The sequence below is a fragment of the Nocardioides anomalus genome, assembly GCF_011046535.1.
GTDB lineage: Bacteria > Actinomycetota > Actinomycetes > Propionibacteriales > Nocardioidaceae > Nocardioides > Nocardioides anomalus.
In genome coordinates, this window is sequence record NZ_CP049257.1 from 2,084,590 (window position 1) to 2,110,527 (window position 25,938).

Consider the following 25,938-nt stretch of genomic DNA (forward strand, 5'->3'; position numbering starts at 1 on the left):
GGCGCACGCGTTCGCAGCGCGTGCATCGCAAGGCGGCGGAGCGTGGGCAGACTGGACGTCTTCCGAGCGACGGCAACGCAGCGAGGTGCGTGCTGCGGGCGCGTGCGGCGTGCGCTGAGCCCGGTCCGGGACACTGGGGGCATGGAGCTGTACGAGGTGATGCGCACCACCGCGGCGATCCGCGAGTTCACCGACGACCCGATCCCCGACGAGGTGCTGGCCCGGATCCTGGACCACGCGCGGTTCGCGCCGAGCGGCGGCAACCGGCAGGGCGCCCACCTCGTCCTGGTCACCGACCAGGAGACGCGGCAGGCGCTGGCCGAGCTCAACGAGCCGGCGGTGCGCCGGTACGCCGCGCAGTCGGCCGCGGGGGAGACCCCGTGGAACCCGCTCCGCCCGCCCGGCCCGTCGCCCGAGGAGATCGCGGCGACCGAGGTGCCGGCCTACTTCATCACGCCCGTGCTCACCGCCGCCGTCGTCCTGGTGTTCCTCGTCGACCTGGGCGCCGTGGCCGCGACCGACCAGGACCTCGACCGGATCGGGATGGTGGCGGGCGCGTCGGTCTACCCGCTGGCCTGGAACGTGCTGCTCGCCGCGCGCAACGAGGGGTTCGGCGGGACGTTCACCACGATGGCCGTGGCCCGGGAGCCGCAGGTCAAGGAGCTGCTGGGCGTGCCGGAGGAGTACGCCGTCGCCGCGGTCGTCCCCCTCGGCAAGCCGGTCAAGCAGCCGACCCGGCTGCGCCGCCAACCGGTCGAGGAGTTCGTGACGTGGGAACGCTTCGACGGGGCACCGTTCGAGTCGTGATGGAGACCCAGGAAGTCCTCGAGCTGCTCCAGGACGTGGCGGCGAAGGTGATCACGCCGCGCTTCCGGTCGCTGTCCGACGACCAGGTCAGCGAGAAGAACCCCGGCGACCTCGTGACCGTGGCCGACCGCGAGGCCGAGGAGCTCATCACCGCCGCCCTGACCGAGGCCTACCCCGACGCGCTGGTCCTGGGCGAGGAGGCCAGCGAGGGCGACGAGACGCTGCTCGAGCGGTTCCGCGAGGCCGACCACGCCTTCACCGTCGACCCGGTCGACGGCACCAAGAACTTCGTCGCCGGCTCGCCCCTGCACGCGGTCATGGCCGCCGAGCTGCGGGGCGGTGAGGTCGTGCGCAGCTGGATCTGGCAGCCGCAGCTGGAGGCGGCGTACGTCGCGGAGCTCGGCGGCGGCGCCTGGCGCAACGGCGAGCGCCTGCACCGTCCGCCCCTCGGCGACCAGCTGCGCGGCATCACCTCCCGGCGCCGCTGGCTCGGCCGCGCTCTCGGCGCCCTCAAGGCCCTGGAGCTCACCTGGGTCTGCTGCGGCGTGGACTACCCCAAGCTGGTCGAGGGCGAGGCCGACTACGCGCTCTACAAGAAGGCCAAGCCCTGGGACCACGCCCCCGGCTCGCTGCTGCTGGCCGAGGCCGGTGGTCACGTCGGCACCTTCGACGGCGGGGCCTACCGGCCCCAGGACGAGGCGCCCCGCGGGCTCGTGGCCGCGGCCGGCCGCGCGACGTACGACCTGGTCCAGGGGCTCGTCGGCGACCTGCCCTGGCCCTGAGCTCAGCCCGCGTGCACCCGCGGGCCGTAGATCGGGTACGCCGTGGCGGCGCCGGGTGACCACGTGTCGCCGGTGACGGAGTAGCCGGTCTCCGCGCTGCCCGTGAACGCGCCGGACACGTCCGCGCCGACGCGGACCCACCGGGGCCGGCCGAGGCAGCGGCGGGGGACGGTGAGGTCGAGCCGGTCGGCAGCGGCGTCCAGGTGGACGCTCAACCCATCGCAGCCCCCTCTCCCGATGACCAGTGAGCCGACCGTGCAGTCGGCCGGATCGGGGTTGGCCGGCACCTCCGGCTCCTCGGAGAGGAATGCGTCCACCGCCTCGCCCGGCCGGCGCGGGAAGACCACGAGGAGGTAGCCCCGGTCGGGGGTGAGGAGGTGCACGGACCAGGACGTCGAGTGGTCGCGCCGGGCCACGTCCGCCATGCGCAGGCGGATGACGACGGCCTGCGAGCCGTGGTCGACGCGGAGGGCGGTGAGGTCTTGGCGCCTGGCCGTCGGCGCCGGGCTGAGGGTGCTGGTGCCGCACGGCGGCGGGTCCGGTGAGTAGACCAGCGTCTCGGCGTCGCCGCGGGCGTCGCGGGCGCTCCAGGTCTCGGCCTGCGCGGCGGGTGCGGTCAGGCCGAGGAGGGCCAGGGCGAGGGCGACCGCACGTGCGCGCACAGCGGCACCCTAGGTCAAGACACTCCGGTCAGAGCAGCGATCGCGACGGCGGGTCGACCCAGGCCCGCATCCAGGTGTCGACGGCGGCGTAGGCGCGGGCACGCGGCTCCTCGCGCGAGAGCACCACGTCGTGGCGGGCGCCGTCGACGGCGACGTAGGTGACGTGCGGGCCGTACGCCGTGGCCCAGCGCCGGATCTGCTCGACGTCGAGGACGATGTCGGTGCCGTGCACCTCCTCGCCCATCTCCTCGGGCAGGGCCGAGCGGCCGGAGGACAGCACGAGGACGGGGCAGGACAGGGCCAGGCCGCGGTGCAGCCGGGCGTGGCCCTCGCGCACGGCGCGGAGCCAGCCGGCGTAGACCGTGAACGACTCGATCGGCTTCCAGAGCAGGTCGAAGTCCCACTCGCCCTCGTGGTCGCGGTGCAGGCTGCGGGTGTAGAAGCCGGTGACGTGCCGCTTGATCTCGCGCCGGGGCTGACGGGCGCCGAGCTGCTTGATGATCGGGGTCGTGACCACGCGGCGCAGGGTGCTGCCCTGGAGGTCCAGCCACGGTGAGTTCATGACCGCGCCGACGAGCTGGGCCGGGCGGCGGCGGTCGGCCCAGAGGCCGGTGACCAGGCCGCCGGTGGAGTGGGCGGACAGGACGACCTCGGTGTGGCCGTCGCGCTCGGTGATGCGGCGCCAGGCCTCGTCGAGCTCGGCGTCGTACTCGGCCAGGTCGGTGACGTACGTCGGGGTCTGGTGCGGGCCCAGCGAGCGGCCGTACTTGCGCAGGTCGAGGGCGTAGAAGTCGTAGCCGCGCTCGGTCCACCACTCGGCGTACCCGGTCTGGAAGAAGTAGTCCGCGAACCCGTGCACGTGCAGCACGGCCTTGGTGCTGGTGGCCGCCGCGGAGCGGTGCACCAGGGTCGCGACCACCTCGCCCTCGTCGTCGGGCGGCAGCTCCAAGGTCTCGGCCACGTACGGCTCGCCGAGCACGTCGGTCACGGCCTCACGCCCCGCTTCCGTGGTCATGGACGCATCCTCCCAGCCGTCGCGCGGGGGAGGGAACCGGCCCGACCCGCCGCCCGTCTGCCGAGTGGACAGGGTTCCCTCCGACCCGGAAGGGTGCCCTCGGACCCGGACGCAGCGTCACCCGCTGCCTGAACGAAGGAACCCTCCCCATGAAGAAGCTCGTCGCTCTGTTCACCCTGCTCTTCGCCCTCTCGGCGTGCGGCGGTGGCGGCGGTGGCCGCCCGTCGCAGGACGACATCGCCAAGGCCCTCAAGGACTCCGACAACCCGGCCGGCTCGGTCTTCCAGTCCGGCGGCACCAGCGATGACGTCATCGACTGCATCGCCAAGGCGCTGCACGACTCCGACCTCTCCGACGACGCGCTCCAGGCGCTGGTCGACGGTGACAAGGACTTCGACGGCAGCAAGAAGGACCAGGAGGTCATCTCCAGCGGCGACCTCACCGACGAGATCGGCAAGTGCGTCACCAGCTGACCTGAGCGCACCCGGCGCTCACCCGACGCTCACCCGGCGCTCACCCGCGCAGCGACAGCGCCAGGCCGGGGTGGTTGGTCGTGACCAGCCACGCCCGGCCGGGCCGCAGCCAGTAGCGCAGCGAGTCCTCGGTGTCGACGGTCCACACCAGCAGCGGCAGCCCGCGACGACGGGCGAACGCCGCCAGCCCGAGCCGGGCCAGCGTGTGGTGGGCGACGACCACGTTGGCCCGCGACCGGCGCACCTTGCGGTGCGGGAACAGCTCGCGCGCCCGGCCCAGCGACAGCCCCACTGCGAGCGTCAGGCCCTCGGCGTCGGCCCAGTCGCGCACGGCGCGCACGCAGCCCGCGCCGCCCATGGTGACGACGAGGGCCTCGGCGCCGAGCACCGCCACCGCCTGGCGCGCTGCGGCCACCGCGTCCTCGCGTGTGCGCACCTTGAGGTCGACGTGGCCGCGCGCCCGCCCGCGCACGGCGTCGAGCACGGCGCCGTACGCCAGTCCCCGGTCGTGCTCGGGGTCGTGGGCCACCACGAAGGTGCCGTCCCCTCGGGGCCACACGTCGAACTCGACGTAGTCCACGCCGAGGGCCAGCGAGGCCTCGAGCGCCTCGAGGGAGTTCTCGCGCGTGCGGTCGCCGCCGGCGCCCATCCGGTGGGCGCTGACCAGGACCCGGCTCACCGCTCCATCATCGTCGGGTCACGAGCGGTACGCCGCGGCGGCCCGCACCAGCCCCGCGAGCAGCCCGACGTCGGCCGCGGTCTCCGGGTGCCACTGGACGGCCACGCAGAACCGGTCGCCGGCGGCCTCGATGGCCTCCAGCGTCCCGTCGTCCGCCCGCGCGGCCGCGGCGAACCCGGGGTGACTGGCCACCGACTGGTGGTGGTGGCAGTTGACCCGCAGCTCCTCGCCGACCAGTCCGGCCAGCCGGCTGCCGGCCTCGGTGCGGACCGCCACGGCACCGAAGGCGTCGCCCCCCGGGCTGTGCCGGTCGTCGCCGACCAGGTCCGGCGTGTGCTGGTCCAGCGTGCCGCCGGCGTGGACCGCCATCAGCTGCATGCCGCGGCACACGCCCAGCGTGGGCAGCCCGGCCGCCGCGGCCGCGGTGAGCAGGGCCAGCTCCCAGGCGTCCCGGTCCGGCCGCCAGCCCGCGGTCCGGGGGTGCGGCTCGGCGCCGTACGCCGCCGGGTCGACGTCCGCGCCGCCGGAGATGACCAGCCCGTCCAGCCGGGCGACCGCGACGTCCGCGGCACCCACGGTGACCACGGGCGGGAGCAGCACCGGTACGCCGCCGCACGCGACCACCGCCTCGGCGTACTGCGAGGGCAGCAGGTCCGCACGCTGGTCCCAGACCCCCCACCGCGCGGTCTCGCGGTAGGTGCTGAGCCCGATCAGAGGGGTCACAGCGGCGTGACGTACGCCCCGGAGATGCCGCCGTCGACCAGGAAGGTGTTGGCGGTCATGAACGAGGAGTCGTCGGAGGCCAGGAACAGCACCGCCGCCGCCATCTCGCTGGGCTCGCCGAAGCGGCCCATCGGGACGTGCACGAGCCGGCGCGCGGCCCGCTCGGGGTCGGAGGCGAACAGCTCCTGCAGCAGCGGGGTGTTGACCGGCCCCGGGCACAGCGCGTTGACCCGCACGCCCTGGCGCGCGAACTGCACGCCGAGCTCGCGGGTCATGGACAGCACGCCGCCCTTGGACGCCGAGTAGGAGATCTGCGACGTCGCCGCGCCCATGACCGCGACGAACGACGCGGTGTTGATGATCGAGCCCCGCCCCTGCTCGAGCATGTGGGGGAGCGCGGCCTTGCAGCAGAGGTAGACGCTGGTGAGGTTGACCTCCTGCACCCGCCGCCACGCGTCGAGGTCGGTGTCGAGGATCGAGTCGTCCTCCGGCGGGCTGATGCCGGCGTTGTTGAAGGCGATGTCGACCGAGCCGTAGGTGTCCTTGGCGGTCTGGAAGAGCGCGTCGACCTCCTCCTTGGACGTCACGTCGACGTGGACGTACGTCGCCACCGACTCCCCGCCCAGCTGACCGACCAGCTGGTGCCCGCGCTCGTCGTTCAGGTCGCCGATGACGACCTTGGCGCCCTCCTCGACGAACCGCTCGACGGTCGCCAGGCCGATGCCCGAGCAGCCGCCGGTGATGACCGCGACGCGGTCCTGGATCCTGCCTGCCACCTGCGTTCCTTTCAGTGACTGATGAAGACGTTCTTCTCCTCGGTGAACGCCATGGGGGCGTCCGGGCCGAGCTCGCGGCCGAGACCGGACTGCTTGTAGCCGCCGAACGGCGTCCAGTAGCGCACCGAGGAGTGGCTGTTGACCGACAGGTTGCCCGCCTCCACGCCGCGCGCGACACGCAGCCCCTTGCCGAGGTCGGAGGTGTAGATCGAGCCCGACAGGCCGTACTCGGTGTCGTTGGCCTTGGCCACCGCGTCGGCCTCGTCGTCGAACGGCATCACCGCGACGACCGGGCCGAACACCTCCTCGCGCCAGATCCGGGTCGAGGGGTCCTCGACCGTGACCACTGACGGCGCGAGCCACCAGCCGGGACCGTCCGGGCGACTGCCCGCGAAGGCGACCTCGACCTCGTCGAGGTAGGCCTGCACGGAGTCGCGCTGGTGGGCGGAGACCAGCGGCCCCATCTCCGCGTCCTCGCTGCGCGGGTCGACGACCTTGACGCCCTCGACGGCCGGCTGCAGGAGCGACAGGAACTCGTCGTACGCCGAGCGCTCGACCAGGATCCGCGAGCGGGCGCAGCAGTCCTGGCCGGCGTTGTCGAACACGGCGTACGGCGCGGCGGCGGCCGCGGCGGCGATGTCGGCGTCGGCGAAGACGATGTTGGAGCTCTTTCCGCCGAGCTCGAGGGTCACCCGCTTCACCTGCTCCGCGCAGCCGGCCATGATCTGCTTGCCCACCCTGGTCGAGCCGGTGAAGCAGACCTTGCGGACCAGCTCGTGGGTCACGAACCGCTGGCCGACCACGTCGCCTCGGCCCGGCAGCACGGTCAGCACGTGCTCGGGCAGCCCGGCCTCGAGGGCGAGCTCGCCGATCCGGATCGCCGTCAGCGGCGTCAGCTCGGCCGGCTTGAGGACCACGGTGTTGCCCGCGGCCAGGGCCGGCGCGAAGCCCCAGCCGGCGATCGGCATGGGGAAGTTCCAGGGCACGATGATGCCGACCACGCCGAGCGGTTCGTGGAAGGTGACGTCGGTGCCGCCGGCCACCGGGATCTGCCTGCCGAACATCCGCTCCGGGGCGCCGGAGTAGTAGTTGAGGCAGTCGCGGACGTTGCCGGCCTCCCAGCGCGCGTTGCCCCACGTGTGGCCGGCGTTGCGGACCTCGATCTCGGCGAGCTCGTCGACGTGGGCGTCCACGACCGCCGCGAAGCGCCGCAGCAGCGCGGCCCGCTCGCCGGGCGCGATGCCCCGCCAGTGCAGGAACGCCTCCTGCGCCGCCTCGATGGCGGCGTCGGTGCCGGCCAAGTCGGTCAGCGGCACGTCGGTGACGGCCCGCTCCGTCGACGGGTCGACGACGGTGAACGTCTCGCTCACAGGCGCTCGAATCCTCTCTTCAGCTCCCAGTCGGTCACCGCCGCGGCGTACGCCGCCAGCTCGACGTCGGCCATGTTCGTGTAGTGGTCGACGACCTCGTCGCCGAACGCCGCCCGCGCCAGCGCGGAGCCGGCGAACCGGTCCCGGGCCGCCAGCAGGGTGTTCGGCACGTGGTCGGCATCGGACTCGTAGGCGTTGCCCGCCAGTTCGGGCTCGAGCTCGAGCTCCTGCTCGATCCCGTGCAGGCCACCCGCCAGCATCGCGGCCAGCGCGAGGTAGGGGTTGGCGTCCGCGCCCGGCACGCGGTTCTCCATGCGCGCGCCAGCGCCGTGCCCCACCAGCCGGACCGCGCACGTCCGGTTGTCGGTGCCCCACGCGATCGCGGTCGGCGCGAAGGACCCTGCGGCGAAGCGCTTGTAGGAGTTGATGTTCGGCGCGTAGAAGAGCGTGAAGTCCGCGACCGTCGCCAGCACCCCGGCCACGAAGTGGTCGTAGAGCGGCGACCGCTCCTCCTTCTCGGCGTCCCAGAACACCAGCGACCCGTCCTCACCGCGCAGCGAGAGGTGGATGTGGCAGGAGCTGCCCTCACGCTCGTTGTACTTGGCCATGAACGTGAGCGCCTTGCCCTGCTCCGCCGCGATCTCCTTGGCCACCGTCTTGTAGACGCTGTGGTTGTCCGCGGTCGTCAGCGCGTCGGCGTACAGGAAGCCGATCTCGTGCTGACCGAAGTTGCACTCGCCCTTCGCGCCCTCGACGTCCAGCCCCGCGTCGTACATGGTGTTGCGGATCGCCCGCAGCAGCGGCTCCACCCGCGTCGTGCCGAGGATCGAGTAGTCGACGTTGTACTGGTTGACCGGCTTGAGGTCCCGGTACGCCGCGTCCGCCGCCGCCTCGTAGGTCGTGTCGAAGGCGATGAACTCCAGCTCGGTCCCGGCGTACGCCGCCCACCCGCGCTCCGCCGCCCGGTCCAGCTGCCGCTGCAGCACCGTCCGCGGCGACTGCACCACCGGGGAGTGGTCCATCCACACCAGGTCGCACTGCACCATCGCCGTCGCCGGCAGGTGCGTCAGCAGCCGGATCGTCCGCTCGTCGAGCACGAACTCCATGTCGCCGTACCCGTGGTCCCACGACGACATCGCGTAGCCGCCCACGGTGTTCATGTCCACGTCCACCGCGAGCAGGTAGTTGCACCCCTCGGTGCCGTGCTCGACCACGATGTCCGCGAAGTAGCGCCCGTGCAGCCGCTTGCCCTGGAGCCGGCCCTGCATGTCGGTGAACGCGACCACCACCGTGTCCACGTCGCCCAGGTCGATCTTCTCGACCAGCTCCGACATCGTGAGGTGCCGCGCGTTGCGCTTGTCAGCCATGCGACCGCACCGCCTTCCCGTGTCCTCGTGGTGAGGTCCGCAGGTAGTGGCACCGCCGGTCATCGGGCGTGCCGTGCTCGACCACGATGTCCGCGAAGCACCGCCCGTGCAGCCGCTTGCCCTGGAGCCGGCCCTGCATGTCGGTGAACGCGACCACCACCGTGTCCACGTCGCCCAGGTCGATCTTCTCGACCAGCTCCGACATCGTGAGGTGCCGCGCGTTGCGCTTGTCAGCCATGCGACCGCACCGCCTTCCCGTGTCGTCGTGGTGAGGTCCGCAGGTAGTGGCACCGCCGGTCATCGGGCCGCGCGTTGCGCTTGTCCACCGGGTCTCCTAACCCACCAGCCCGCGCAACAGCGCGGCCGTGTCGTCGCAGTGCTCCTCCATGACCGTGCGCGCCTTGGTGGCGTGGCCGGCGGTGATGGCCTTGACCAGGGCGGCGTGCTGGCGGTCGGAGTGGGCGATGTTCGCCTCGAGGACCGGGATGGCCAGCAGCATCTCGTGCAGGGTGGCCTGCACCGAGGTCACCGACTCGACGAGCCGGCTGGACTCGGCCAGGGCAGCGACCGTGAGGTGGAAGCGCGAGTCGGCCTGGCGGTGCTCGGCGGGCTTGCGGGCCGCGACCACCTCGGCGTGCGCGCGCTGGAGGTGACCGAGCCGCACGTCGTCGAGGCCGCGCGAGGCGGCCAGGGCCGCCGCCCCGGGCTCCACGATGCGCCGGAAGTCGAGCACGTCGAGCCACTCGCGGCGCCGGGCCGCGGTGGTCCGGGCCGCCGCACGGGCGGACGGGGTCCGCGGCTTGAGGGTCACCACGGTGCCGCCGCCGCGACCGCGCGTGGTCTCCACCAGCCCGGCCTCGCGGAGGGCGGCCATGGCCTCGCGGAGCGTGGCCCGGGAGACCTGCAGGTGCTCGGCCAGCAGTCGCTCGGGCGGCAGCGTGGTGCCTCGCGGGTACACGCCGAGCCGGATCGCGGTCGCGAGCTGCTCCACGCACGCCTCGAACGCGTGGTGCCCGCGCACCGGGCGGAGTACCGCCGCCGGCAGGTGCTCGGGGGTCGCGCTCATGGCGGTCACTCTCGGTTCCGGCGGGGCCGGCTGTCAACGCACGGAGCCGTCAATGGTCGGAGTTCATACCTTTTTCACAAACGGCTGTTTACACCCTGCTCGCGACGGGTCTAGTTTCTGGCCAACTCGCGGGTTCCCGCACGGGTCCCGTTCGCGCACCGAGGGGGCGGCATGGCAGTCCAAGGCGACCAGGTCCACGACGACGACGAAGCGCACCTCGCCAGACTCGGCTACAAGCAGGAGCTCAGCCGGTCGTGGTCGGGGTTCTCGAACTTCGCGATCTCGTTCTCGATCATCTCGATCCTGGCCGGCTGTCTCACGACGTACGGCGCGGGCATCGCGAACGGCGGGCCGGTCTCGATCTCGTGGTCGTGGCCGATCATCTCGGTCTTCATCCTCATCATCGGCTTCACGATGTCCGAGCTGGTCTCGGCCATGCCGACGTCGGGCGGCATCTACTACTGGGCGTCCAAGCTGGGCGGGCCGGCGGCCGGGTTCTTCACCGGGTGGCTCAACCTCATCGGCCTGGTGGCGGTGACGGCGTCGGTGGCCTACGGGTGCGCGACGTTCTTCGACCTGACGTTCATCGCGTGGGGGCTCTTCGACGAGTTCTCGCTCAACACGATCTTCGTGCTGTTCCTGGTGATCCTGGCGCTCATCACCGTCATCAACATCTTCTCCAGCCACCTGCTCGCGCTCATCAACAACATCTCGGTGTGGTGGCACGTCGCGGGCGCGGCGGTGCTGGTGCTCGTGCTGATCTTCGTTCCGGACCAGCACCTGAGCTTCTCGCAGGTCTTCAGCGACAAGTTCAACGGCTCCGGGTGGGCCGACGGGTCGACGAGCAGCTGGGTCTACTTCCTGGCCATCATCCCGTTCGGCTTCATCCTGACCCAGTACACGATCACCGGGTTCGACGCCTCCGTGCACCTGTCGGAGGAGACCCAGGGCGCGGCCAAGACGGCGGCGCGCGGCATCTGGCAGTCGATCTTCTACTCCGCGGTGGGCGGCTACATCCTGCTGCTGGCGGTGACCTTCGCGATCCCGCAGGTCGACGGCAAGCCGGACTACGGGAGCATCCCGGCGGGCGGCGTGGCCTACGTCTTCGAGACGGCGATGGGCTCGAACTGGGCGGGGCTGCTGCTGTTCATCTCCTCGTGCGCGCAGCTGTTCTGCGCGACGGCGTGCCTGACGTCGACGTCGCGGATGATGTTCGCCTTCAGCCGCGACCGGGCGGTGCCGGGCTCGCGGCTGTGGTCGCAGGTCAACGCCCAACGGACGCCGGCCAACGCGGTCATCTTCGCCGCGGTGCTCGGCGCGATCATCACGCTGCCGGCGCTCAAGTCGGTCAACGGCATCCCGACCGCGTTCTACGCGGTCACCTCGGTGTCGGTGATCGGGCTCTACTTCTCCTTCGCGATCCCGATCTTCCTGCGCTGGCGGGCCGGGGACTCCTTCGAGGTGGGCAGCTGGAACAACGGCAGCAAGTACAGGTGGATGAACCTGCTCGCGGTCATCGAGATCATCGTGGTCGGGATCATGCTCATGCTGCCGACGTCGCCGTTCGGGGCGCCGTGGCGCGACGAGTTCGACTGGGCGGCGGTCAACTACGCGCCGATCATGGTCGTGGGCGTCTTCCTCATCCTCGCGATCTGGTGGAACGCCTCGGCCAAGAAGTGGTTCACAGGTCCGGTCAACACCATCGACCAGGCCGTGGTCGAGGCGTTCGACGAGTGAGCTGAGCGTGCCTGGCGACCTGGACCGCCTCGCCACGCTGGCGGGGCGGTCCTGGCGCGCCAGCGAGCTGCCGGGCGGGCTGACCAACCACAACCTGCACGTGGTCACCGACGACGACGGGCCGCCGCTGGACCTGGTCGTCCGCTGCTCGTCCGGTGACGCCGCGCTGCTCGGCATCGACCGGGACGCCGAGCACGTCAACACCGCCCGGGCCGCGACGGCGGGGGTCGGGGCTGCGGTGGTCGAGTACCGCCCCGACCTCGCGATGCTCGTCATCGAGTACCTCCACGCCGAGGCGCTCCAGGACGCCGACTTCACCGACGCCGGGGTGCTCGGGCGCGCGGCCCGCGCCTGCCGGCAGCTCCACGCCGGCCCGCGGTTCGTCGGCGACTTCGACATGTTCCAGCGCCAGGCCGACTACCGCCGCACGGTCCGCGAGCGCGGGTTCGCCCTGCCCCCGACGTACGACGACCACGCGGCCGCGTGGGCCGAGGTGCAGCGCGCGCTGCAGGTCCACCCGCGGCCCACGGTGCCGTGCAACAACGACCTGCTGGCGGCCAACCACCTCGACGACGGCGAGCGGGTCTGGCTCATCGACTACGAGTACAGCGGCAACAACGAGGCCTGCTTCGAGCTCGGCAACACCGCGACCGAGTGCGGCTTCACCCCCGAGCAGACCGAGGCGTGGGTCGAGGCGTACTTCGACCACCCGACCCGCGCGGACCTGGCCCGGGTGCGTCTCCAGACCCTGGTGAGCGCGTACGGCTGGTCACTGTGGGGCTTCATCCAGGCCGCCACCAGCCCCATCGACCACGACTTCTGGGCCTGGGGCCTCGAGCACCTCGAGCGGGCCGAGGCGGTGTTCGGCGGACCGGACCTGGAAGGCTGGCTGCGTGACGTCGCTGCCTGATCGCGCGGAGGTGGTCATCGTCGGCGGGGGCGTCGTCGGCGCGTCCGTGGCCTACCACCTGGCCGCCCTCGGGACGACCGACGTGCTGCTCCTGGAGCAGGGCCACCTGTCGGGCGGTACGACGTGGCACGCGGCCGGGCTGGTCGGTCCGCTGCGCGCGAGCGAGAGCGGCACCCGCCTCGTGCAGTACTCCGCCCAGCTCTACGCCGAGCTCGAGGCCGAGACCGGGCTGAGCACCGGCTACCGGGGGGTCGGCGGCGTGATCGTGGCGCGCACGCCCGAGCGGCTGGTCCAGCTCAAGCGCACCGCGGCCAACGCCGCGGCCTACGACATGCCGTGCGAGCTGGTCAGCCCGGAGCGCGCCCGGGAGCTCTGGCCGCCGATGCAGGTCGAGGACCTGCTCGGCGCGCTGTGGCTGCCCGGCGACGGCAAGGTCAACCCCACCGACCTCACCCAGTCCCTGGCCAAGGGCGCGCGCCAGCGTGGAGTCACGGTGCGCGAACAGGTGCGGGTGACCGGCTTCGGGACCGACGGGCAGCGGGTCACGAGCGTGCGCACCGACCGGGGCGACGTCGAGTGCGACGTCGTGGTCAACTGCGCCGGCCAGTGGGCGGCGGCCGTCGGCGCGCTGGCCGGCGTCACCGTCCCGCTGCACTCCTGCGAGCACTTCTACGTCGTCACCGAGGCCGTCGAGGGCACCCACCCGGACCTGCCGATCATGCGCGACCCGGACGGCTGGACCTACTTCAAGGAGGAGGTCGGCGGGCTGGTCGTCGGCGGCTTCGAGCCCGAGGCCAAGCCGTGGCGCGCACCCGACGACCTGCCCTACCCGTTCGAGTTCCAGCTCCTGGAGGACGACTGGGAGCACTTCTCGGTCCTCATGGACGAGGCCGTGCGCCGGGTCCCGGTGCTGGAGCGCACCGGCATCCGGAAGTTCTACGACGGCCCGGAGTCCTTCACCCCCGACAACCAGTTCCTGCTCGGCCGCGCGCCCGAGCGCGACAACGTCTTCGTGGGAGCCGGGTTCAACTCGGTCGGCATCGCCTCGGCCGGCGGCGCCGGGCGGGCGCTGGCGGAGTGGATCGTGGCCGGCGAGCCGACCAGCGACCTCACCAGCGTGGACATCCGGCGGTTCTCGCCGTGGGCCGCGGACCCGTCGTACCTCCGCGACCGCGTGGTCGAGACCCTCGGCCTGCACTACGCGCTCCCGTGGCCCAACCGCGAGCCCGCCACCGCCCGCGACGTGCGCCGCTCGCCGCTGCACGAGCGGCTGGCCGAGCGGGGCGCGGTCTTCGGCACCCGCAACGGCTGGGAGCGACCGCTGTTCTTCGGCGGCGAGCTCGCCTACACCTGGGGCAAGCCCGACTGGCTGGCCGCGTCCGCACGCGAGCAGCGCGCGTGCCGCACCGGCGTCGCCGTCTTCGACCAGACCTCCTTCTCCAAGTACGCCGTCGAGGGGCCGGGCGCGCTCGAGGCGCTGCAGTGGGTGTGCGCCGCCGACGTCGACGTCCCGGTCGGACGCGTGGTCTACACGCCGTGGCTGAACGAGCGCGGCACCTACGAGGCCGACGTCACCGTCGCCCGCACCGGTCCGGAGTCCTTCTGGATCGTCAGCTCGGCCGCCACCACGGTGCGCGACCTGGACTGGCTGCGCCGTGCGGGCGGCATCGAGGCCACCGACCGCACCGACGACTTCTCGGTGCTGGGCGTCATGGGTCCGCAGGCGCCCGCGCTGCTCGGCTGGCCGGACGAGCCCCTCGGTGCCACCCGCACCACCACCGTCGCCGGCGTCGAGGTGCGCGCGACCCGGATGACGTACGTCGGGGAGCCCGGCTGGGAGCTCACCGTGCCGGTGGACCGCGCGCTCGAGGTCCACGAGCACCTCGCGGCCGCCGGCGCGGTCGACGCCGGCTACAGCGCGCTGGAGTCGCTGCGGCTGGAGAAGGGCTACCGCGCCTTCCCGCGCGAGCTGTCCCCGGACCACTCGCCGGTCGAGGCCGGGCTGGTCTTCGCCACCGCGCTGCGGGGCGACAAGCCCTTCCTGGGCCGGGCCGCCCTCGAGGCCGCCCGCGCGGCCGGACCGAGGCACCGGCTCGTCTCCCTGGTCGTCGAGGACCCCGAGCCGATGCTCTGGGGCGGTGAGCTGGTGCTGCGTGACGGTGCCCCCGCGGGCCAGGTCACCAGCGCCGCCTGGGGGGAGAGCGTCGGCTCGTGCGTCGGTCTCGCCTACCTCCGCGTGGGCGACGCACCGGTGACCGAGGGGAGCCTCGAGGTGGACGTGGCGGGGGAGCGGTACGCCGTGCGGGTCAGCCTCAGGGCACCATGGCCCTGATGCCCATCCCAGACTTCATCGTCGAGCTGCGCGAGAAGATCGGCCACGACCGGCTCTGGCTGCCCGGCGTGACCGCCGTCGTGGTGCGCGACGACCAGATGCTCATGGTCCAGCGCGCGGACAACCATGCGTGGACCCCGGTGACCGGGATCGTCGACCCGGGCGAGGAGCCGGCCGTCGCGGCTCGCCGCGAGGCGATGGAGGAGACCGGCGTCGAGATCCGCGTCGACCGGCTGGCCAGCACCAGCGTGAGCGGCGAGCACGTCTACGACAACGGCGACCACGCCGTCTACCTCGACCTGACGTTCGCCTGCTCGTGGGTCTCCGGCGAGCCCTACGTCGCCGACGACGAGTCCGTGGACGCGCGCTGGTGGCCGCTGGCCGAGCTGCCGGCGATGAGTCCCTGGATGCGCGAGCGGGTCGAGGCGGCGCTCTCCGGCGAGCGCGAGGCCCGCTTCAAGGCCTGAGGAGCCGCCTCCCCAGGACCTCGCGTCCAGCCGGTCCCGGGGCCGGTCGGCGGATACGCTGGACGGCATGGCTGTCCGGGCGCCTGGGGTGGTGCGAGCGCGTCTCGACGCGTGGCGCACGGGCTCGGTCCACGCCCAGTGGGCGATCGCCGCCAGCCTGCTCGCCCTCATCGGCGTCTCGCTGGTGGTCTCGCTGACCAACCGCGGGCTGATGCCGCTCACGGCGTACTTCCTCTGGTTGCTCGTCGCCCGCATCCTGCTCAGCTTCCGCCCGCTGGTCCTGGTGGCGTCGTTCGACGCGGTCGTCGGCTCGCTGTCGCTGGTGCTCCCCGAGGAGATGACGCCGCTGCGCTGGGTCGCGGTGGTCGAGTTCCTGCTCTCGGTGGCCCTGGTGCTCTACGTCGCCAGCCGGTCGCGCAGCTCCCTGCCCGGCACGCTGAGCGAGGTGCTGCTCGTCGACCTCAAGGAGCGGCTCCAGGCCCAGGGCCGGGTGCCCGCGCTGCCCGAGGGCTGGGACTCGCAGACCGCGATGGTGGCCTCGCACGGCGACTCCTTCGCCGGGGACTTCCTGGTCGCCGACCTGCGCGACCGGCGCCTCGAGGTGATCCTCGTCGACGTCTGCGGCAAGGGCACGGCGGCCGGTCCGGCGGCGCTGCAGTTCGCGGGCGCCCTCGGCGGGCTCATCGGGGCGATGGCGCCGCTGGAGCTGATGCGGGCGGCCAACGCCTTCCTGCTGCGCCAGGGCGACGAGGCCTTCGCGACCGCCGTGCACCTGGTCGTCGACCTCGACACCGGCGCCTACCAGATCATCTCGGCCGGTCACCCGCCGGCGCTGCGCTGGGACCTGCCCCAGGGCGAGTGGCTCATCGACAACGCCCGCGGCACCGCCCTCGGCGTGCTGCCCGACCCCGAGCTCCACGTCAGCCAGGGGCGGCTCTTCCACGGCGAGGCGCTGCTGTTCTACACCGACGGCGTCGTCGAGACCCGGACCAGCCACCTCGACGCCGGCATCGCCTGGCTCCAGCACACCGCCCTCGACGCGGTCGGCTCCGGCTTCCGCGGCGCAGCCCGCCGGATCATCAACCAGGTCGACAGCGGCGACGACGACCGCGCCGTGCTCATCCTCAGCCGCAGCCCGGTCGCCAGCCGCGACCGCCAGCCGATCTGAGCGGCCCGCACGAGGCTCAGCGCGAGTACAGCTCCCGGATCACGTCCTCGATGTCCGGCTCCTGGACCGACAGGTCGGCCACGGCGTAGGCCGCCACGACGGCCGCGACCACCGGCGCGGCCGAGGCGTCGGCCGGGAAGGACAGCCACTGCCGCGGTCCCTCGACCCGCCTGACCGTGGCGCCGGGCACCTCGATCGGCGCCCGCTCGTCGACCAGGTCGACCACCAGCGTCCGCGTGGACCCGCCCTGGGCGTGCAGCCCGGCCAGCGTGCCGTCGTACACCGCCGTGCCGTGGTCGATGACCACCACCCGGCGGCACAGGGCCTCGATGTCCTGCAGGTCGTGCGTGGTGAGCAGCAGCGTGGTGCCGCGCTCTGCGTTGAGCGTGCGCAGGAACTCCCGCAGCCGGCCCTTGCTCACCACGTCCAGCCCGATGGTCGGCTCGTCGAGGTAGACCAGCTCCGGGTCGTGCAGCAGCGCGGCGGCGATGTCGCCACGCATCCGCTGGCCCAGGCTGAGCTGGCGCACCGGCACCGGGAGCAGGTCGCCCAGGCCCAGCAGCTCCACGAACTCCGCCAGGTTGGCGCGGTGCCGGGCCGGGTCGACCCGGTAGACCTTCTGCAGCAGGGCGAAGGAGTCCTGCAGCGGCAGGTCCCACCACAGCGTGGTGCGCTGGCCGAAGACCACGCCGATGCGCCGGGCCAGGTCGGTCCGGCGCCGGCTCGGGTCCACCCCCGCGACCCTGATCCGTCCCGACGTCGGCACCAGGATCCCGGTGAGCATCTTGATCGTCGTCGACTTCCCGGCGCCGTTCGGCCCGATGTAGCCGACCATCTCCCCGGCCTCGACGCTCAGGTCCAGGTCGCGCACCGCGACCACGTCCGGCCGGCCCCGCACCTTGAAGCTGCGGCTCAGCCCCTCGACCTCGATCAGCGCCATCAGGACCCCGTGGAGCGGTAGGAGCGGACGCCGGCGCGCCACACGACGGCGGCCACGGCGGTGAACAGCACCGCCACGGCGGGGGAGAGCCACTGCGTCCAGCCCGGGTAGCCGAGCGGGTCGGGCTCGCCGAGGACGTAGAGGCTGGGGTACCAGTTCACGAAGGCCAGCGGCACCACGAAGGTCAGCGCCTTGACCAGCTCGCCCGGGAAGATCGAGAGCGGGTACGCCGTCACGGTGACCCCACCGTAGGTGAAGGCGTTGGCCACCTCCGCGGCGTCGATGGTCCAGAACTGGACGCAGGCCAGCGCCACGAAGACGGCCACGAAGATGACCGTGGCCGAGGCCACCATCAGCACCGTGAGCAGCAGGCGGGGCGCCGTCCAGTCCACCGCGCCGCAGCCCCAGGCCAGCACCACCGCCGCCTGCGCGACCCGGGACACCCGGCGCAGCGCGAACTCGTCGGCGCAGACCTGCACCAGCAGCGGCACCGGGCGCACCATCATCTGGTCCAGCTTGCCGAGCCGGATCATCTGCCCGAGCCGCTCGGCCCGACCCGCGACCAGGTCGGCCAGCGCGAACGCCACCCCCGTGCCGCCGTACAGGAAGGCGACTTGGCGCAGCGTGAAGCCGCCCAGGTCGTCGACGTTCTGGAACAGGATCCAGATGCCGACGAACTCGATGATGTTGATGAGGAACCCGCCCACCACCAGCATGGCCCACGACACCGGGTAGGCGCGCGAGGCCCGCACCCACATCCGGGCGATCTGGCCGTAGCGGACCACCGGCTGCAGCAGCTCAGCCACCCTGGACCACCACCTTGCGCTCGGCCAGCCGCAGCAGCCCCGCGCACGCGCCGAGCAGGACCCCGGCCCACAGCGCCTGCAGCCCGAGCGTGCCCACCACACCCCAGCCGTGGTGCTTGCCGAGCCACAGGTCGGCCGGGGCCTGGACGTACGACGCCCAGGGGAGCGCTCGCGCCAGGGTGCCGAACCAGCCCGGGAACAGCACGAGCGGCACGGTCAGCCCGCTGAAGAAGACCGCCGCGGTGCTGGCCAGGATCGCCGTGCCCTGGTCGTCGAGCACCCAGAAGGTGGTCATGGCCACCAGGAACCGGATGGCGAAGCTGACCAGCAGGGCCAGGACCACGCTCACCGCGACGGCCACGGCCGGCCACGGGCCGCCGGGCCAGCGCAGGTCGAAGAGCAGCGCGCCCACGACGGTCGGGACGAGGGCCCGGCTGAGGAGGTGGAAGGCGGCGCGGCCGAGGTCGGCCGCGAGGTACCACCCCAGCAGCCCCACCGGCCGGTAGAAGTCCAGAGCCACGTCGCCGGTCTTGATCCGGGTGGCCAGGTCGGTCGGCGAGCCGCCGCCCCACAGCGCGATCACCATGATCATGGCCTGGCCCAGCCACACGTAGGTGACGGCGTCGCGCACGTCGTACCCGCCCGCGTCGGGGTTCTGCTCCCACACCGCGACCAGGACGAGGGCGTTGATGACACCGAAGACGCAGTTGGTGAAGATCCCCGCCAGCGTCGCCGCGGTGTAGGTGGAGTAGCGGCGGAACGAGCGCGTCGCGACGGCGACGTGCAGGCTCACTGCTGGATCACCGGCGCGAGGCTACCCCCGCGAGGATCCCCGCGACACTCGCAACACCACCAGCGCGGCGAGGAAGGCCCCGCAGGTGCCGAGCGTCATGTCGCCGAGCGTGTCCTCGTAGGCCGTGTCCAGCTCGGTGCCGTGGCGGATGAAGGTGTACCACTCGCCGATCTCCCACCCGAGCGCGAGCAGGCAGCCCAGCCCCGTGATCAGCAGCACCTGGGCCCAGGCCGGGCGCAGCTCGCGGGCGGTGACCAGCCCGAGCCCGCCGAGCAGGAAGAACCAGTTGACGAAGTGGTTGGAGTCGTCCCACCACGTGATGGAGTCGTAGAGGTCGAGGCTGTTGCCGGTCGTGTCGACCAGGAAGCCGAGCATGATCAGCGCGAAGGCGACGTGGGGCGGGTCGGCGTCCGGACGGCGCCGCCTGACCACCAGCCACCACAGGGCCGGGACCAGCAGCATCATGACCGGGTACGCCGCGAGCCGGGCGCCGAAGGCCTTGTCCGCGAACCGCTCGATGCCCGGCACGAACGTCGCCACCGCGAGCTGGGCCACGGTGAGCAGCAGGACCAGCGCGGGCAGCCACACGAGCGAGCGGCGGCGGTCCACGGGCGGCATCATGCCGGTCGACGGCGGCCCGCTCCAGGCTCCGCGCCGTGCGGACCGCCGTCTCGGCCCTGGCTAGTGCTGGTAGGTCCCCTGGACGATCGCGCGGCCGGCGGTCTTGAAGGCCAGGTTGAACGACACCACCGCGGGCGTGGCGTCGGAGTCGACCCCGAGCGACGGCTCCTTCACGGCGTGGACCACGAAGTAGTAGCGGTGGACCTGGTCGCCCTCGGGCGGTGCGGCGCCGGTGAAGGCCTTGGTGCCCATGTCGTTGCGGCACATGAAGGCGTCGCCGGGCAGCGAGGCGCCCTCGGCGCCGGCGCCGGCGTCCAGCGAGGTGCAGTCGGCCGGCAGGTCGACCAGGACCCAGTGCCAGAAGCCGCTCGGGGTGGGCGCGTCGGGGTCGTAGCAGGTGACGGTGAAGCTCTGGGTGTCCTCGGGGAAGCCGGACCAGGACAGCTGGGGCGAGGAGTCGCCGCCGGAGTTGACCTGGTCGTCCTTGAGCGGCTGGCCGTCGGTGACGTCGTCGCTGGTGACGGTGAAGGAGGGTACGGCGGGCAGGAGGTCGTAGGGGTCCGGGCTCACCGGGCGGTCGAGGCTCATGCCGACGACGGTACCCAGGGATGATGGTCCGGTGGACTCGCTCGTGCCCTACCCCGTCGGCCTCATCCTGGACGCCCGTCGGGTCGTGGTCGTCGGCGGCGGTCACGTGGCCCAGCGCCGCATCCCGCAGCTCATCGCGGTCGGCGCCGAGGTCGTCCTGGTCTCCCCGGAGGTGACCCCGGCGGTCGAGGGCCTGGCCACCGCCGGCGAGATCACCTGGCACCGGCGCCGCTTCGAGGACGCCGACCTCGAGGGCGCGTGGTACGCCATCGCCTCGACCGACGACCCGGACGTCAACGCCGCGGTGGTCGCGGGCGCCGAGCGGCGCCGGGTCTTCTGCGTGCGCGCCGACGACGCCACCCGCGCCACGGCCTGGACCCCCGCGGTCGGCCGGCACGCCGGCGTCACCGTGGCCGTCCTCGGCCAGCGCGAGCCGCGCCGCAGCGCGGCCGTGCGCGACGAGATCCTCGAGGGGCTGCGCGAGGGCACCATCGTGGCCCGGCACCAGCGCGACCGCACCCCGGGTGTCGTCCTGGTCGGGGGCGGGCCCGGCGACCCGGACCTGATCGCCGTGGCCGGCCGCAAGGCGCTGATGGAGGCCGACGTGGTGGTGGCCGACCGGCTCGCCCCACGCGAGCTGCTCGGCGAGCTGCCCGCCGACGTGGAGCTCGTCGACGTGGCCAAGCTGCCCCGCGGCCGGGCTGCCCAGCAGGAGGAGATCAACCGGATCCTGGTCGACCGCGCGCGGGCCGGGAAGCGCGTGGTGCGCTTCAAGGGCGGCGACAGCTTCGTCTTCGGGCGCGGCTTCGAGGAGCTCGAGGCGTGCCGCGCGGCCGGCGTACCGGTCACCGTCGTCCCCGGCCTGACCAGCCCCATCACCGTGCCCGGCCTGGCCGGCATCCCGGTCACCCACCGCGGCATCGCCCACGACTTCACCGTCATCTCCGGCCACCTGCCGCCCGGCCACCCCGAGTCGCTGACCGACTGGGACGCGGTGGCTCGCCTGCGCGGCACCCTGCTGCTGATGATGGCCGTGGAGAACGCCCCGGCCATCGCCCGCGCCCTGCTGGGCGGCGGCCGCGGGCCCGGTACGCCGGTCGCGGTCGTCTGCGACGGCAGCATGCCGGGGGAGCGGACCGTCTTCTCCACCCTCGGCGACCTGGCCGAGGACCTCGAGCGCGAGGCGGTCAAGCCGCCCGCGATCATCGTCGTCGGCGAGGTGGTCGCGGTGGCCCGCGGCGTGCACGCCGCCCGGGCCGCGCGTGGCTGAGCTCGTCCCGGTCGAGGACCCGGCCGACCCGCGACTGGCCGACTACCGCGACCTGCGTGACGTGGAGCTGCGCAAGCACCTCGAGGCCGAGCACGGGCTGTTCCTGGCCGAGGGCGAGAAGGTGGTGCGCCGCGCGGTCGAGGCCGGCCACGCGCCGCGCTCGTTCCTGATGGCCCCGCGCTGGCTCGAGGGGCTGGCCGACGTCCTCGACCGCACCGACGCCCCCTGCTTCGTCGTCTCCGAGGACCTGGCCGAGCAGGTCACCGGCTTCCACGTGCACCGCGGGGCGCTGGCCTCGCTCGAGCGGCGCCCGCTGCCGTCCCTCGACGACGTGCTGGCCGGCGCCCGCTCCGTGCTCGTGCTCGAGGACGTCGTGGACCACACCAACGTCGGCGCGATCTTCCGCTCCGGCGCTGCCCTCGGCTTCGACGCCGTCCTGCTCGCACCCCGCTGCGCCGACCCGCTCTACCGGAGGGCGGTCAAGGTGGCCATGGGGGCGGTCTTCGCGCTGCCGTGGACCCGCCTCGACGACTGGTACGACGCGCTGCCGGCGCTCTCGGAGCGCGGCTTCACCACCGTCGCCCTCACCCTGGCCGCCGACGCCGTCCCGGTCGAGGACGCCGTGGCCGGCGTGGACCGGCTCGCGCTGGTGCTCGGCTCGGAGGGGCACGGCCTCTCGGAGCGCTGGCAGCAGAGCGCCGACCGCCGCGCGGTGATCCCGATGGCCGCCGGCATCGACTCGCTCAACGTCGCTGCGGCCACCGCGGTCGCCTGCTACGTGGCGGCGCGCCGGACGTCGAGCTCGTAGACCGTCTCGAGCCCGTCCTCCTCGTCCCACTGCTCGCCGACCTCGACGAACGGCAGCTGGGCGATCAGCCCCAGCGAGGCGGTGTTGGACGGCGACACCGTGGCCCGCAGGGTGTGGACGTCGGGGTGCGCCCGGGCGCGCTCGAGCAGGTGCAGCAGCGCGGCCCGCGCGTACCCGCGCCGGCGGTGCGTCGGGTCGACGCCGTAGCCCACCTCGACCATCCCGTCGGCGTCCGGGGCGCCGTGGAAGCCCGCGGCGCCCACCACCTCACCGCTGTCCTCGTCGACCAGCAGCCCGGTCACCCACGGCTGGTCCTCCGGCGTTTCGACGACCTGGGTGGCCCGCCGCCGCCACACGCCGAGCCGCTCCGGCGACACCAGGTACGCCGGGAGCGGGCGCCCGAGCAGGACCTCGGCCGCTGCCACGTCGCCGCCCGCGAGGGCCGCAAGGACCTCGGGGGAGAGGTGGACGACGCGCGCGCGGGGCGTGCTCACTCCTCGACCGGCCAGTCGAGGGGGTACTCGTCGGCCGCCTTCTCCATCTGCTTCTGCAGCCGCTTGCGGGCCTTGGTCGGCAACCTGTCGCCGAAGACCGTGCCCAGGGTGTGGTCGGTCTCGTGCTGCAGGCAGCGGGCCAGCATGCCGGTGCCCTCGAAGCGGACCTCGGAGCCGTCCAGGCCAGTGCCGGTCACCGACGCGTGGTCGGGACGGGCGCACTCCACGAACGCGCCCGGGTAGGACAGGCAGCCCTCGTCACCGTCGTCGAGCTGGCGGTCCTTGCCCTCGGGCAGGGTCAGCACGGGGTTGCAGACCACGCCGGCGGTGTGGCGCCCGCTGTCGTCGGGGCAGTCGAAGACGAACACCGCCCGGTCCACCCCGATCTGGCAGGCCGCGAGCCCGACCCCGTCGGCGGCGTACATCGTGGCGACCATGTCGGCGACCAGCCGGGCCAGCTCCTCGTCGTAGGCCGTGACCGGGGCCTGCGGGCGGTGCATCACGTCGGTGCCCCAGCGGGTGATGGGGCGGACCGTCCCGCCGACGGGCAGGGCGCCGTACGGCACGTGGGGGAGCTGCTCGGACACGACGGCGACCCTATCCAGCAGCGGCGGTGGCGGACGGAACCCCGGCACCGCAGGGTGTGACCCGCACCATGTATCTCACTGTGCAACTCGGAGTTACAGTTGGCGCATGTCGTTGCTCCAGAACCTCCGCCCGGGCGGCCGGCACGGCGTGGCGTCCACCGAGACCCGCGACCCGATCGGCTACCTGGTGGCCGGCCTGAGCCGGCTCGCACAGACCGACGTGCTGGACCGGCTCGGCCTGCGCAAGCAGGCGGAGCAGGCGGTCTTCACCGTGACCCGGACCGGATTCGGCACCGTGACCCGGGCCAGCCGGACCTTCACCCGCAGCGGCTCGCGCGGCCGGGACGGCGTCCGGGCACCGTCGACCAGGGCCAGCGGGCAGTTCGACCTCACGCCGACCGAGGACGAGCAGCTGCTGGTCGACGTGGTGACGGAGTTCGCCACCGAGGTGGTGCGCCCGGCCGCGACCGAGGCCGACGAGGCCTGCGCGGCGCCGCAGGAGCTGCTGGAGGCGAGCCTGGAGATCGGGCTGCCCATCCTGGGCCTCCCCGAGACGCTGGGGGGCGTCGCGGAGGAGCGCTCGGCGATGGCGGGGACCCTGGTGGCCGAGGCCCTCGCCCGCGGGGACCTGGGGCTCGCCGTCGCCGCGCTCGCCCCCGGTTCGGTGGCCACGGCCATCGGGCTGTGGGGCACCGACGAGCAGCAGCAGACCTACCTCCCCGCGTTCACGGGCGAGGACGTCCCCGCCGCCGCCCTGGCGCTGACCGAGCCGCAGGTCCTCTTCGACGTGCTCTCGCCCGCGACCACCGCGGTCCGCGACGGCGACGGCTTCGTCCTCGACGGCGTGAAGTCGCTGGTCCCGCGCGGGGCCGACGCCGAGCTGTTCGTGGTCGGCGCGCTCCTGGACGGCGCGCCGGTGCTCTTCCTGGTCGAGTCCTCCACCGACGGGCTCACCGTCGCGGGCGACCCGGCCATGGGCGTGCGGGCGGCCTCGCTGACCAGGCTGACGCTGGACGGCGTCCGGGTCGGGCCGGACGCGGTCCTCGGGGCGACCGACGGCTCGACGTACACCGAGTGCGTGCGCCTGTCCCGGCTGGCCTGGTGCGCGCTCGCGGTCGGGACCGGCCAGGCCGTGCTCGACTACGTCACGCCGTACGTCAAGGAGCGCGAGGCGTTCGGGGAGCCGGTCGCGCACCGCCAGTCGGTGGCGTTCATGGTGGCCAACATCGCCATCGAGCTGCAGGCCATGCGGCTGCTGACCTGGAAGGCGGCCGCCCGGGCCGCGGCCGGGAAGGACTTCTCCCGCGAGGTCGCGCTGGCCCGGCAGGCCTGCAAGGAGCACGGGATGCGGATCGGCCTCGACGGCGTGCAGCTGCTCGGAGGCCACGGGTTCGTCAAGGAGCACCCGGTGGAGCGGTGGTACCGCGACCTCCGGGCCGTCGGAGTCATGGAAGGCGCGGTGCTGGTCTGATGCCCATCAACCTGGACGACCCGAAGAAGTTCAAGACGCTGGTGGGCCAGGCCCACCAGGTCGCGATGAACATGCTGCGCCCGATCAGCCGCAAGTACGACCTCGCCGAGCACGAGTACCCCAAGGAGCTCGACATGCTCGCGGCGATGATCGACGGGCTCGCCGAGTCCGGCGCCTCGGAGGGTGCGGGCGCGGCCGGCGTCCGCCGCGGCTCGTCGGCCGAGGACGCCGGCAACAAGAACGGCACCAACCTGGCCTCGGTCATGTCCATCCAGGAGATGTGCTGGGGCGACGTCGGCCTGCTGCTCTCCATGCCGCGCCAGGGCCTGGGCAACTCGGCCATCGCCAGCGTGGCCGACGACGAGCAGCTCGAGCGCTTCGACGGCGTGTGGGCCGGCATGGCCATCACCGAGCCCGGCACCGGCTCGGACTCGGCCAACATCAAGACCACCGCCGTCCTCGACGGCGACGAGTACGTCCTCAACGGCGAGAAGATCTACGTCACCTCCGGCGACCGCGCCGACCACATCGTGGTCTGGGCGACCCTCGACCGCTCGCTCGGCCGGGCCGCGATCAAGTCGTTCGTCGTGCCCAAGGGCACGCCGGGGATGCGCGTGGACCGGCTCGAGCACAAGCTCGGCATCCGCGCCTCGGACACCGCGACGATCATCTTCGAGGACTGCCGCGTGCCTGCCGCCAACCTGCTGGGCTCGCCCGAGGTCGACCCCAAGCAGGGGTTCGCCGGCGCCATGGCCACCTTCGACAACACCCGCCCGCTGGTCGCCTCGATGGCCGTCGGCTGCGCCTCGGCGGCCCTGGACCTGACCCGCGAGCTGCTGGCCTCGGCCGGCGTGGAGGTCGACCACGACCGGCCGGCGTACGCCCAGTCCGCGGCCGCCGCCAAGTTCCTCCAGCTCGAGTCCGACCTCGAGGGCGCGCGGCTGCTCATGCTGCAGGCCGCCTGGATGGCCGACAACCGCCAGCCCAACTCGCTCGAGGCGTCGATGGCCAAGGCCAAGGCCGGCCGGGTCGGCTCCGACGTCACGCTGTCGTGCGTCGAGCTGTGCGGTGCTGTCGGCTACAGCGAGGGCGAGCTGCTGGAGAAGTGGGCCCGCGACTCCAAGATCCTCGACATCTTCGAGGGCACGCAGCAGATCCAGCAGCTCATCGTGGCGCGCCGGGTGCTCGGGCTGTCCAGTGCCGAGCTGAAGTAGGGGCCGACGGGC

Annotated in this window: 28 protein-coding genes; 12 read left to right on the plus strand and 16 right to left on the minus strand. The window is 73.0% G+C overall.

The features are described 5' to 3' along the window. The first annotated feature begins 141 nt into the window (after nucleotides 1-141). On the plus strand, nucleotides 142-807 hold the full coding sequence (locus G5V58_RS10565; RefSeq protein ID WP_165232085.1) for a nitroreductase family protein: 666 nt from the start codon (nucleotides 142-144) through the stop codon (nucleotides 805-807). After that, nucleotides 807-1,589: an inositol monophosphatase family protein gene (locus G5V58_RS10570; RefSeq protein ID WP_165238952.1), complete on the plus strand. Its 783-nt coding sequence runs from the start codon at nucleotides 807-809 to the stop codon at nucleotides 1,587-1,589. The genes G5V58_RS10565 and G5V58_RS10570 overlap by 1 nt, the downstream gene beginning before the upstream one ends. A gap of 2 nt (nucleotides 1,590-1,591) precedes the next feature. Here G5V58_RS10570 and G5V58_RS10575 read toward each other — a convergent pair whose 3' ends face one another. Both G5V58_RS10575 and G5V58_RS10580 read right to left on the minus strand, forming a co-directional pair. Then, entirely contained in the window at nucleotides 1,592-2,251 is a 660-nt protein-coding gene (locus tag G5V58_RS10575) for a hypothetical protein (protein ID WP_165232088.1), read from the minus strand. 28 nt (nucleotides 2,252-2,279) lie between these two features. Next, nucleotides 2,280-3,266 carry an alpha/beta hydrolase gene (locus tag G5V58_RS10580; protein ID WP_165232090.1) on the minus strand — a complete coding sequence of 329 codons (987 nt, stop codon included), beginning with the start codon at nucleotides 3,264-3,266 and terminating at the stop codon, nucleotides 2,280-2,282. Between the two features lie 149 nt (nucleotides 3,267-3,415). On the opposite strand from G5V58_RS10580, the gene G5V58_RS10585 reads away from it, so the two are divergent. After that, nucleotides 3,416-3,739 carry a hypothetical protein gene (locus G5V58_RS10585; RefSeq protein WP_165232093.1) on the plus strand — a complete coding sequence of 108 codons (324 nt, stop codon included), beginning with the start codon at nucleotides 3,416-3,418 and terminating at the stop codon, nucleotides 3,737-3,739. Nucleotides 3,740-3,779: 40 nt separating this feature from the next. Here G5V58_RS10585 and G5V58_RS10590 read toward each other — a convergent pair whose 3' ends face one another. The 7 genes from G5V58_RS10590 to G5V58_RS10620 form a co-directional block, all read right to left on the minus strand. Beyond that, nucleotides 3,780-4,418, minus strand: coding sequence for a glycerophosphodiester phosphodiesterase (locus G5V58_RS10590; protein ID WP_165232096.1), 639 nt, complete (start codon nucleotides 4,416-4,418; stop codon nucleotides 3,780-3,782). 18 nt (nucleotides 4,419-4,436) lie between these two features. Further along, nucleotides 4,437-5,141, minus strand: coding sequence for a gamma-glutamyl-gamma-aminobutyrate hydrolase family protein (locus G5V58_RS10595; protein WP_165232100.1), 705 nt, complete (start codon nucleotides 5,139-5,141; stop codon nucleotides 4,437-4,439). After that, nucleotides 5,138-5,917 (minus strand): 3-oxoacyl-ACP reductase, encoded by a 780-nt coding sequence (locus G5V58_RS10600; RefSeq protein ID WP_165232102.1) that lies wholly within the window; start codon nucleotides 5,915-5,917, stop codon nucleotides 5,138-5,140. Before G5V58_RS10600 ends, G5V58_RS10595 begins: the two co-directional genes overlap by 4 nt. An 11-nt stretch (nucleotides 5,918-5,928) precedes the next feature. Beyond that, nucleotides 5,929-7,287 (minus strand): aldehyde dehydrogenase family protein, encoded by a 1,359-nt coding sequence (locus G5V58_RS10605; protein WP_165232106.1) that lies wholly within the window; start codon nucleotides 7,285-7,287, stop codon nucleotides 5,929-5,931. Further along, nucleotides 7,284-8,654 carry a glutamine synthetase family protein gene (locus G5V58_RS10610; RefSeq protein WP_165232109.1) on the minus strand — a complete coding sequence of 457 codons (1,371 nt, stop codon included), beginning with the start codon at nucleotides 8,652-8,654 and terminating at the stop codon, nucleotides 7,284-7,286. Before G5V58_RS10610 ends, G5V58_RS10605 begins: the two co-directional genes overlap by 4 nt. Then, nucleotides 8,647-8,892: a hypothetical protein gene (locus G5V58_RS10615; RefSeq protein WP_230487257.1), complete on the minus strand. Its 246-nt coding sequence runs from the start codon at nucleotides 8,890-8,892 to the stop codon at nucleotides 8,647-8,649. Before G5V58_RS10615 ends, G5V58_RS10610 begins: the two co-directional genes overlap by 8 nt. 96 nt (nucleotides 8,893-8,988) lie before the next feature. Further along, entirely contained in the window at nucleotides 8,989-9,720 is a 732-nt protein-coding gene (locus G5V58_RS10620; RefSeq protein ID WP_165232112.1) for a FadR/GntR family transcriptional regulator, read from the minus strand. A gap of 171 nt (nucleotides 9,721-9,891) precedes the next feature. On the opposite strand from G5V58_RS10620, the gene G5V58_RS10625 reads away from it, so the two are divergent. The 5 genes from G5V58_RS10625 to G5V58_RS10645 all read left to right on the plus strand — a co-directional run bounded on the left by G5V58_RS10625 (nucleotide 9,892) and on the right by G5V58_RS10645 (nucleotide 16,334). Beyond that, nucleotides 9,892-11,457, plus strand: a complete 1,566-nt coding sequence (locus G5V58_RS10625; RefSeq protein WP_165232115.1) for an amino acid permease — start codon at nucleotides 9,892-9,894, stop codon at nucleotides 11,455-11,457. Nucleotides 11,458-11,464: 7 nt separating this feature from the next. Further along, nucleotides 11,465-12,367 (plus strand): phosphotransferase, encoded by a 903-nt coding sequence (locus tag G5V58_RS10630; RefSeq protein ID WP_230487258.1) that lies wholly within the window; start codon nucleotides 11,465-11,467, stop codon nucleotides 12,365-12,367. Beyond that, nucleotides 12,351-14,699: a GcvT family protein gene (locus G5V58_RS10635; RefSeq protein WP_165232120.1), complete on the plus strand. Its 2,349-nt coding sequence runs from the start codon at nucleotides 12,351-12,353 to the stop codon at nucleotides 14,697-14,699. Before G5V58_RS10630 ends, G5V58_RS10635 begins: the two co-directional genes overlap by 17 nt. Next, nucleotides 14,699-15,166 carry an NUDIX hydrolase gene (locus tag G5V58_RS10640; RefSeq protein ID WP_165232123.1) on the plus strand — a complete coding sequence of 156 codons (468 nt, stop codon included), beginning with the start codon at nucleotides 14,699-14,701 and terminating at the stop codon, nucleotides 15,164-15,166. Before G5V58_RS10635 ends, G5V58_RS10640 begins: the two co-directional genes overlap by 1 nt. A 67-nt stretch (nucleotides 15,167-15,233) precedes the next feature. Further along, a complete protein-coding gene (locus tag G5V58_RS10645; RefSeq protein WP_165232126.1) occupies nucleotides 15,234-16,334 on the plus strand; it encodes a PP2C family protein-serine/threonine phosphatase in 1,101 nt (366 codons plus the stop codon). A gap of 16 nt (nucleotides 16,335-16,350) precedes the next feature. Here the strand turns inward: G5V58_RS10645 and G5V58_RS10650 are convergent, their stop codons facing one another. The 5 genes from G5V58_RS10650 to G5V58_RS10670 form a co-directional block, all read right to left on the minus strand. Then, complete coding sequence (locus G5V58_RS10650) at nucleotides 16,351-17,274, minus strand: ABC transporter ATP-binding protein (RefSeq protein ID WP_165232129.1); 924 nt, start codon at nucleotides 17,272-17,274, stop codon at nucleotides 16,351-16,353. After that, nucleotides 17,274-18,080: an ABC transporter permease gene (locus G5V58_RS10655; protein WP_230487259.1), complete on the minus strand. Its 807-nt coding sequence runs from the start codon at nucleotides 18,078-18,080 to the stop codon at nucleotides 17,274-17,276. Before G5V58_RS10655 ends, G5V58_RS10650 begins: the two co-directional genes overlap by 1 nt. Next, nucleotides 18,073-18,873, minus strand: a complete 801-nt coding sequence (locus G5V58_RS10660) for an ABC transporter permease (RefSeq protein WP_165232132.1) — start codon at nucleotides 18,871-18,873, stop codon at nucleotides 18,073-18,075. Before G5V58_RS10660 ends, G5V58_RS10655 begins: the two co-directional genes overlap by 8 nt. 21 nt (nucleotides 18,874-18,894) lie before the next feature. After that, nucleotides 18,895-19,482 (minus strand): hypothetical protein, encoded by a 588-nt coding sequence (locus G5V58_RS10665; RefSeq protein ID WP_230487260.1) that lies wholly within the window; start codon nucleotides 19,480-19,482, stop codon nucleotides 18,895-18,897. Between the two features lie 72 nt (nucleotides 19,483-19,554). Continuing rightward, nucleotides 19,555-20,082 (minus strand): YbhB/YbcL family Raf kinase inhibitor-like protein, encoded by a 528-nt coding sequence (locus G5V58_RS10670; RefSeq protein ID WP_165232135.1) that lies wholly within the window; start codon nucleotides 20,080-20,082, stop codon nucleotides 19,555-19,557. Between the two features lie 31 nt (nucleotides 20,083-20,113). Between G5V58_RS10670 and cobA the strand changes: the two genes are divergently transcribed. Both cobA and G5V58_RS10680 read left to right on the plus strand, forming a co-directional pair. Beyond that, a complete protein-coding gene (gene cobA / locus G5V58_RS10675) occupies nucleotides 20,114-21,352 on the plus strand; it encodes a uroporphyrinogen-III C-methyltransferase (RefSeq protein WP_230487261.1) in 1,239 nt (412 codons plus the stop codon). Continuing rightward, nucleotides 21,345-22,160 (plus strand): TrmH family RNA methyltransferase, encoded by an 816-nt coding sequence (locus G5V58_RS10680; protein ID WP_165232140.1) that lies wholly within the window; start codon nucleotides 21,345-21,347, stop codon nucleotides 22,158-22,160. Before cobA ends, G5V58_RS10680 begins: the two co-directional genes overlap by 8 nt. Here the strand turns inward: G5V58_RS10680 and G5V58_RS10685 are convergent. Further along, the gene (locus G5V58_RS10685; RefSeq protein WP_165232144.1) at nucleotides 22,127-22,654 is read right to left on the minus strand and encodes a GNAT family N-acetyltransferase; all 528 of its coding nucleotides are present in this window, start codon (nucleotides 22,652-22,654) and stop codon (nucleotides 22,127-22,129) included. The two genes, G5V58_RS10680 and G5V58_RS10685, sit on opposite strands and share 34 nt — an antisense overlap. Next, on the minus strand, nucleotides 22,651-23,241 hold the full coding sequence (def, locus tag G5V58_RS10690) for a peptide deformylase (protein ID WP_407939734.1): 591 nt from the start codon (nucleotides 23,239-23,241) through the stop codon (nucleotides 22,651-22,653). Before def ends, G5V58_RS10685 begins: the two co-directional genes overlap by 4 nt. Before the next feature lie 106 nt (nucleotides 23,242-23,347). Between def and G5V58_RS10695 the strand changes: the two genes are divergently transcribed. Together G5V58_RS10695 and G5V58_RS10700 are read left to right on the plus strand one after the other, a co-directional pair. After that, nucleotides 23,348-24,712, plus strand: a complete 1,365-nt coding sequence (locus G5V58_RS10695) for an acyl-CoA dehydrogenase family protein (protein ID WP_165232147.1) — start codon at nucleotides 23,348-23,350, stop codon at nucleotides 24,710-24,712. Then, entirely contained in the window at nucleotides 24,712-25,926 is a 1,215-nt protein-coding gene (locus tag G5V58_RS10700) for an acyl-CoA dehydrogenase family protein (RefSeq protein ID WP_165232150.1), read from the plus strand. The genes G5V58_RS10695 and G5V58_RS10700 overlap by 1 nt, the downstream gene beginning before the upstream one ends. The last annotated feature ends 12 nt before the right edge of the window (nucleotides 25,927-25,938 follow it).

Excerpts from the sequence above, each read along its gene's own strand:
- G5V58_RS10565 (WP_165232085.1), top strand. The coding sequence starts at position 142 with ATGGAGCTGTACGAGGTGATGCGCACCACCGCGGCGATCCGCGAGTTC.
- G5V58_RS10570 (WP_165238952.1), top strand. The coding sequence starts at position 807 with ATGGAGACCCAGGAAGTCCTCGAGCTGCTCCAGGACGTGGCGGCGAAG.
- G5V58_RS10580 (WP_165232090.1), bottom strand. The coding sequence starts at position 3,266 with ATGACCACGGAAGCGGGGCGTGAGGCCGTGACCGACGTGCTCGGCGAG.
- G5V58_RS10585 (WP_165232093.1), top strand. The coding sequence starts at position 3,416 with ATGAAGAAGCTCGTCGCTCTGTTCACCCTGCTCTTCGCCCTCTCGGCG.
- G5V58_RS10610 (WP_165232109.1), bottom strand. The coding sequence starts at position 8,654 with ATGGCTGACAAGCGCAACGCGCGGCACCTCACGATGTCGGAGCTGGTC.
- G5V58_RS10615 (WP_230487257.1), bottom strand. The coding sequence starts at position 8,892 with ATGGCTGACAAGCGCAACGCGCGGCACCTCACGATGTCGGAGCTGGTC.
- G5V58_RS10620 (WP_165232112.1), bottom strand. The coding sequence starts at position 9,720 with ATGAGCGCGACCCCCGAGCACCTGCCGGCGGCGGTACTCCGCCCGGTG.
- G5V58_RS10625 (WP_165232115.1), top strand. The coding sequence starts at position 9,892 with ATGGCAGTCCAAGGCGACCAGGTCCACGACGACGACGAAGCGCACCTC.
- G5V58_RS10640 (WP_165232123.1), top strand. The coding sequence starts at position 14,699 with ATGCCCATCCCAGACTTCATCGTCGAGCTGCGCGAGAAGATCGGCCAC.
- G5V58_RS10645 (WP_165232126.1), top strand. The coding sequence starts at position 15,234 with ATGGCTGTCCGGGCGCCTGGGGTGGTGCGAGCGCGTCTCGACGCGTGG.
- G5V58_RS10650 (WP_165232129.1), bottom strand. The coding sequence starts at position 17,274 with ATGGCGCTGATCGAGGTCGAGGGGCTGAGCCGCAGCTTCAAGGTGCGG.
- G5V58_RS10670 (WP_165232135.1), bottom strand. The coding sequence starts at position 20,082 with ATGAGCCTCGACCGCCCGGTGAGCCCGGACCCCTACGACCTCCTGCCC.
- G5V58_RS10695 (WP_165232147.1), top strand. The coding sequence starts at position 23,348 with ATGTCGTTGCTCCAGAACCTCCGCCCGGGCGGCCGGCACGGCGTGGCG.
- G5V58_RS10700 (WP_165232150.1), top strand. The coding sequence starts at position 24,712 with ATGCCCATCAACCTGGACGACCCGAAGAAGTTCAAGACGCTGGTGGGC.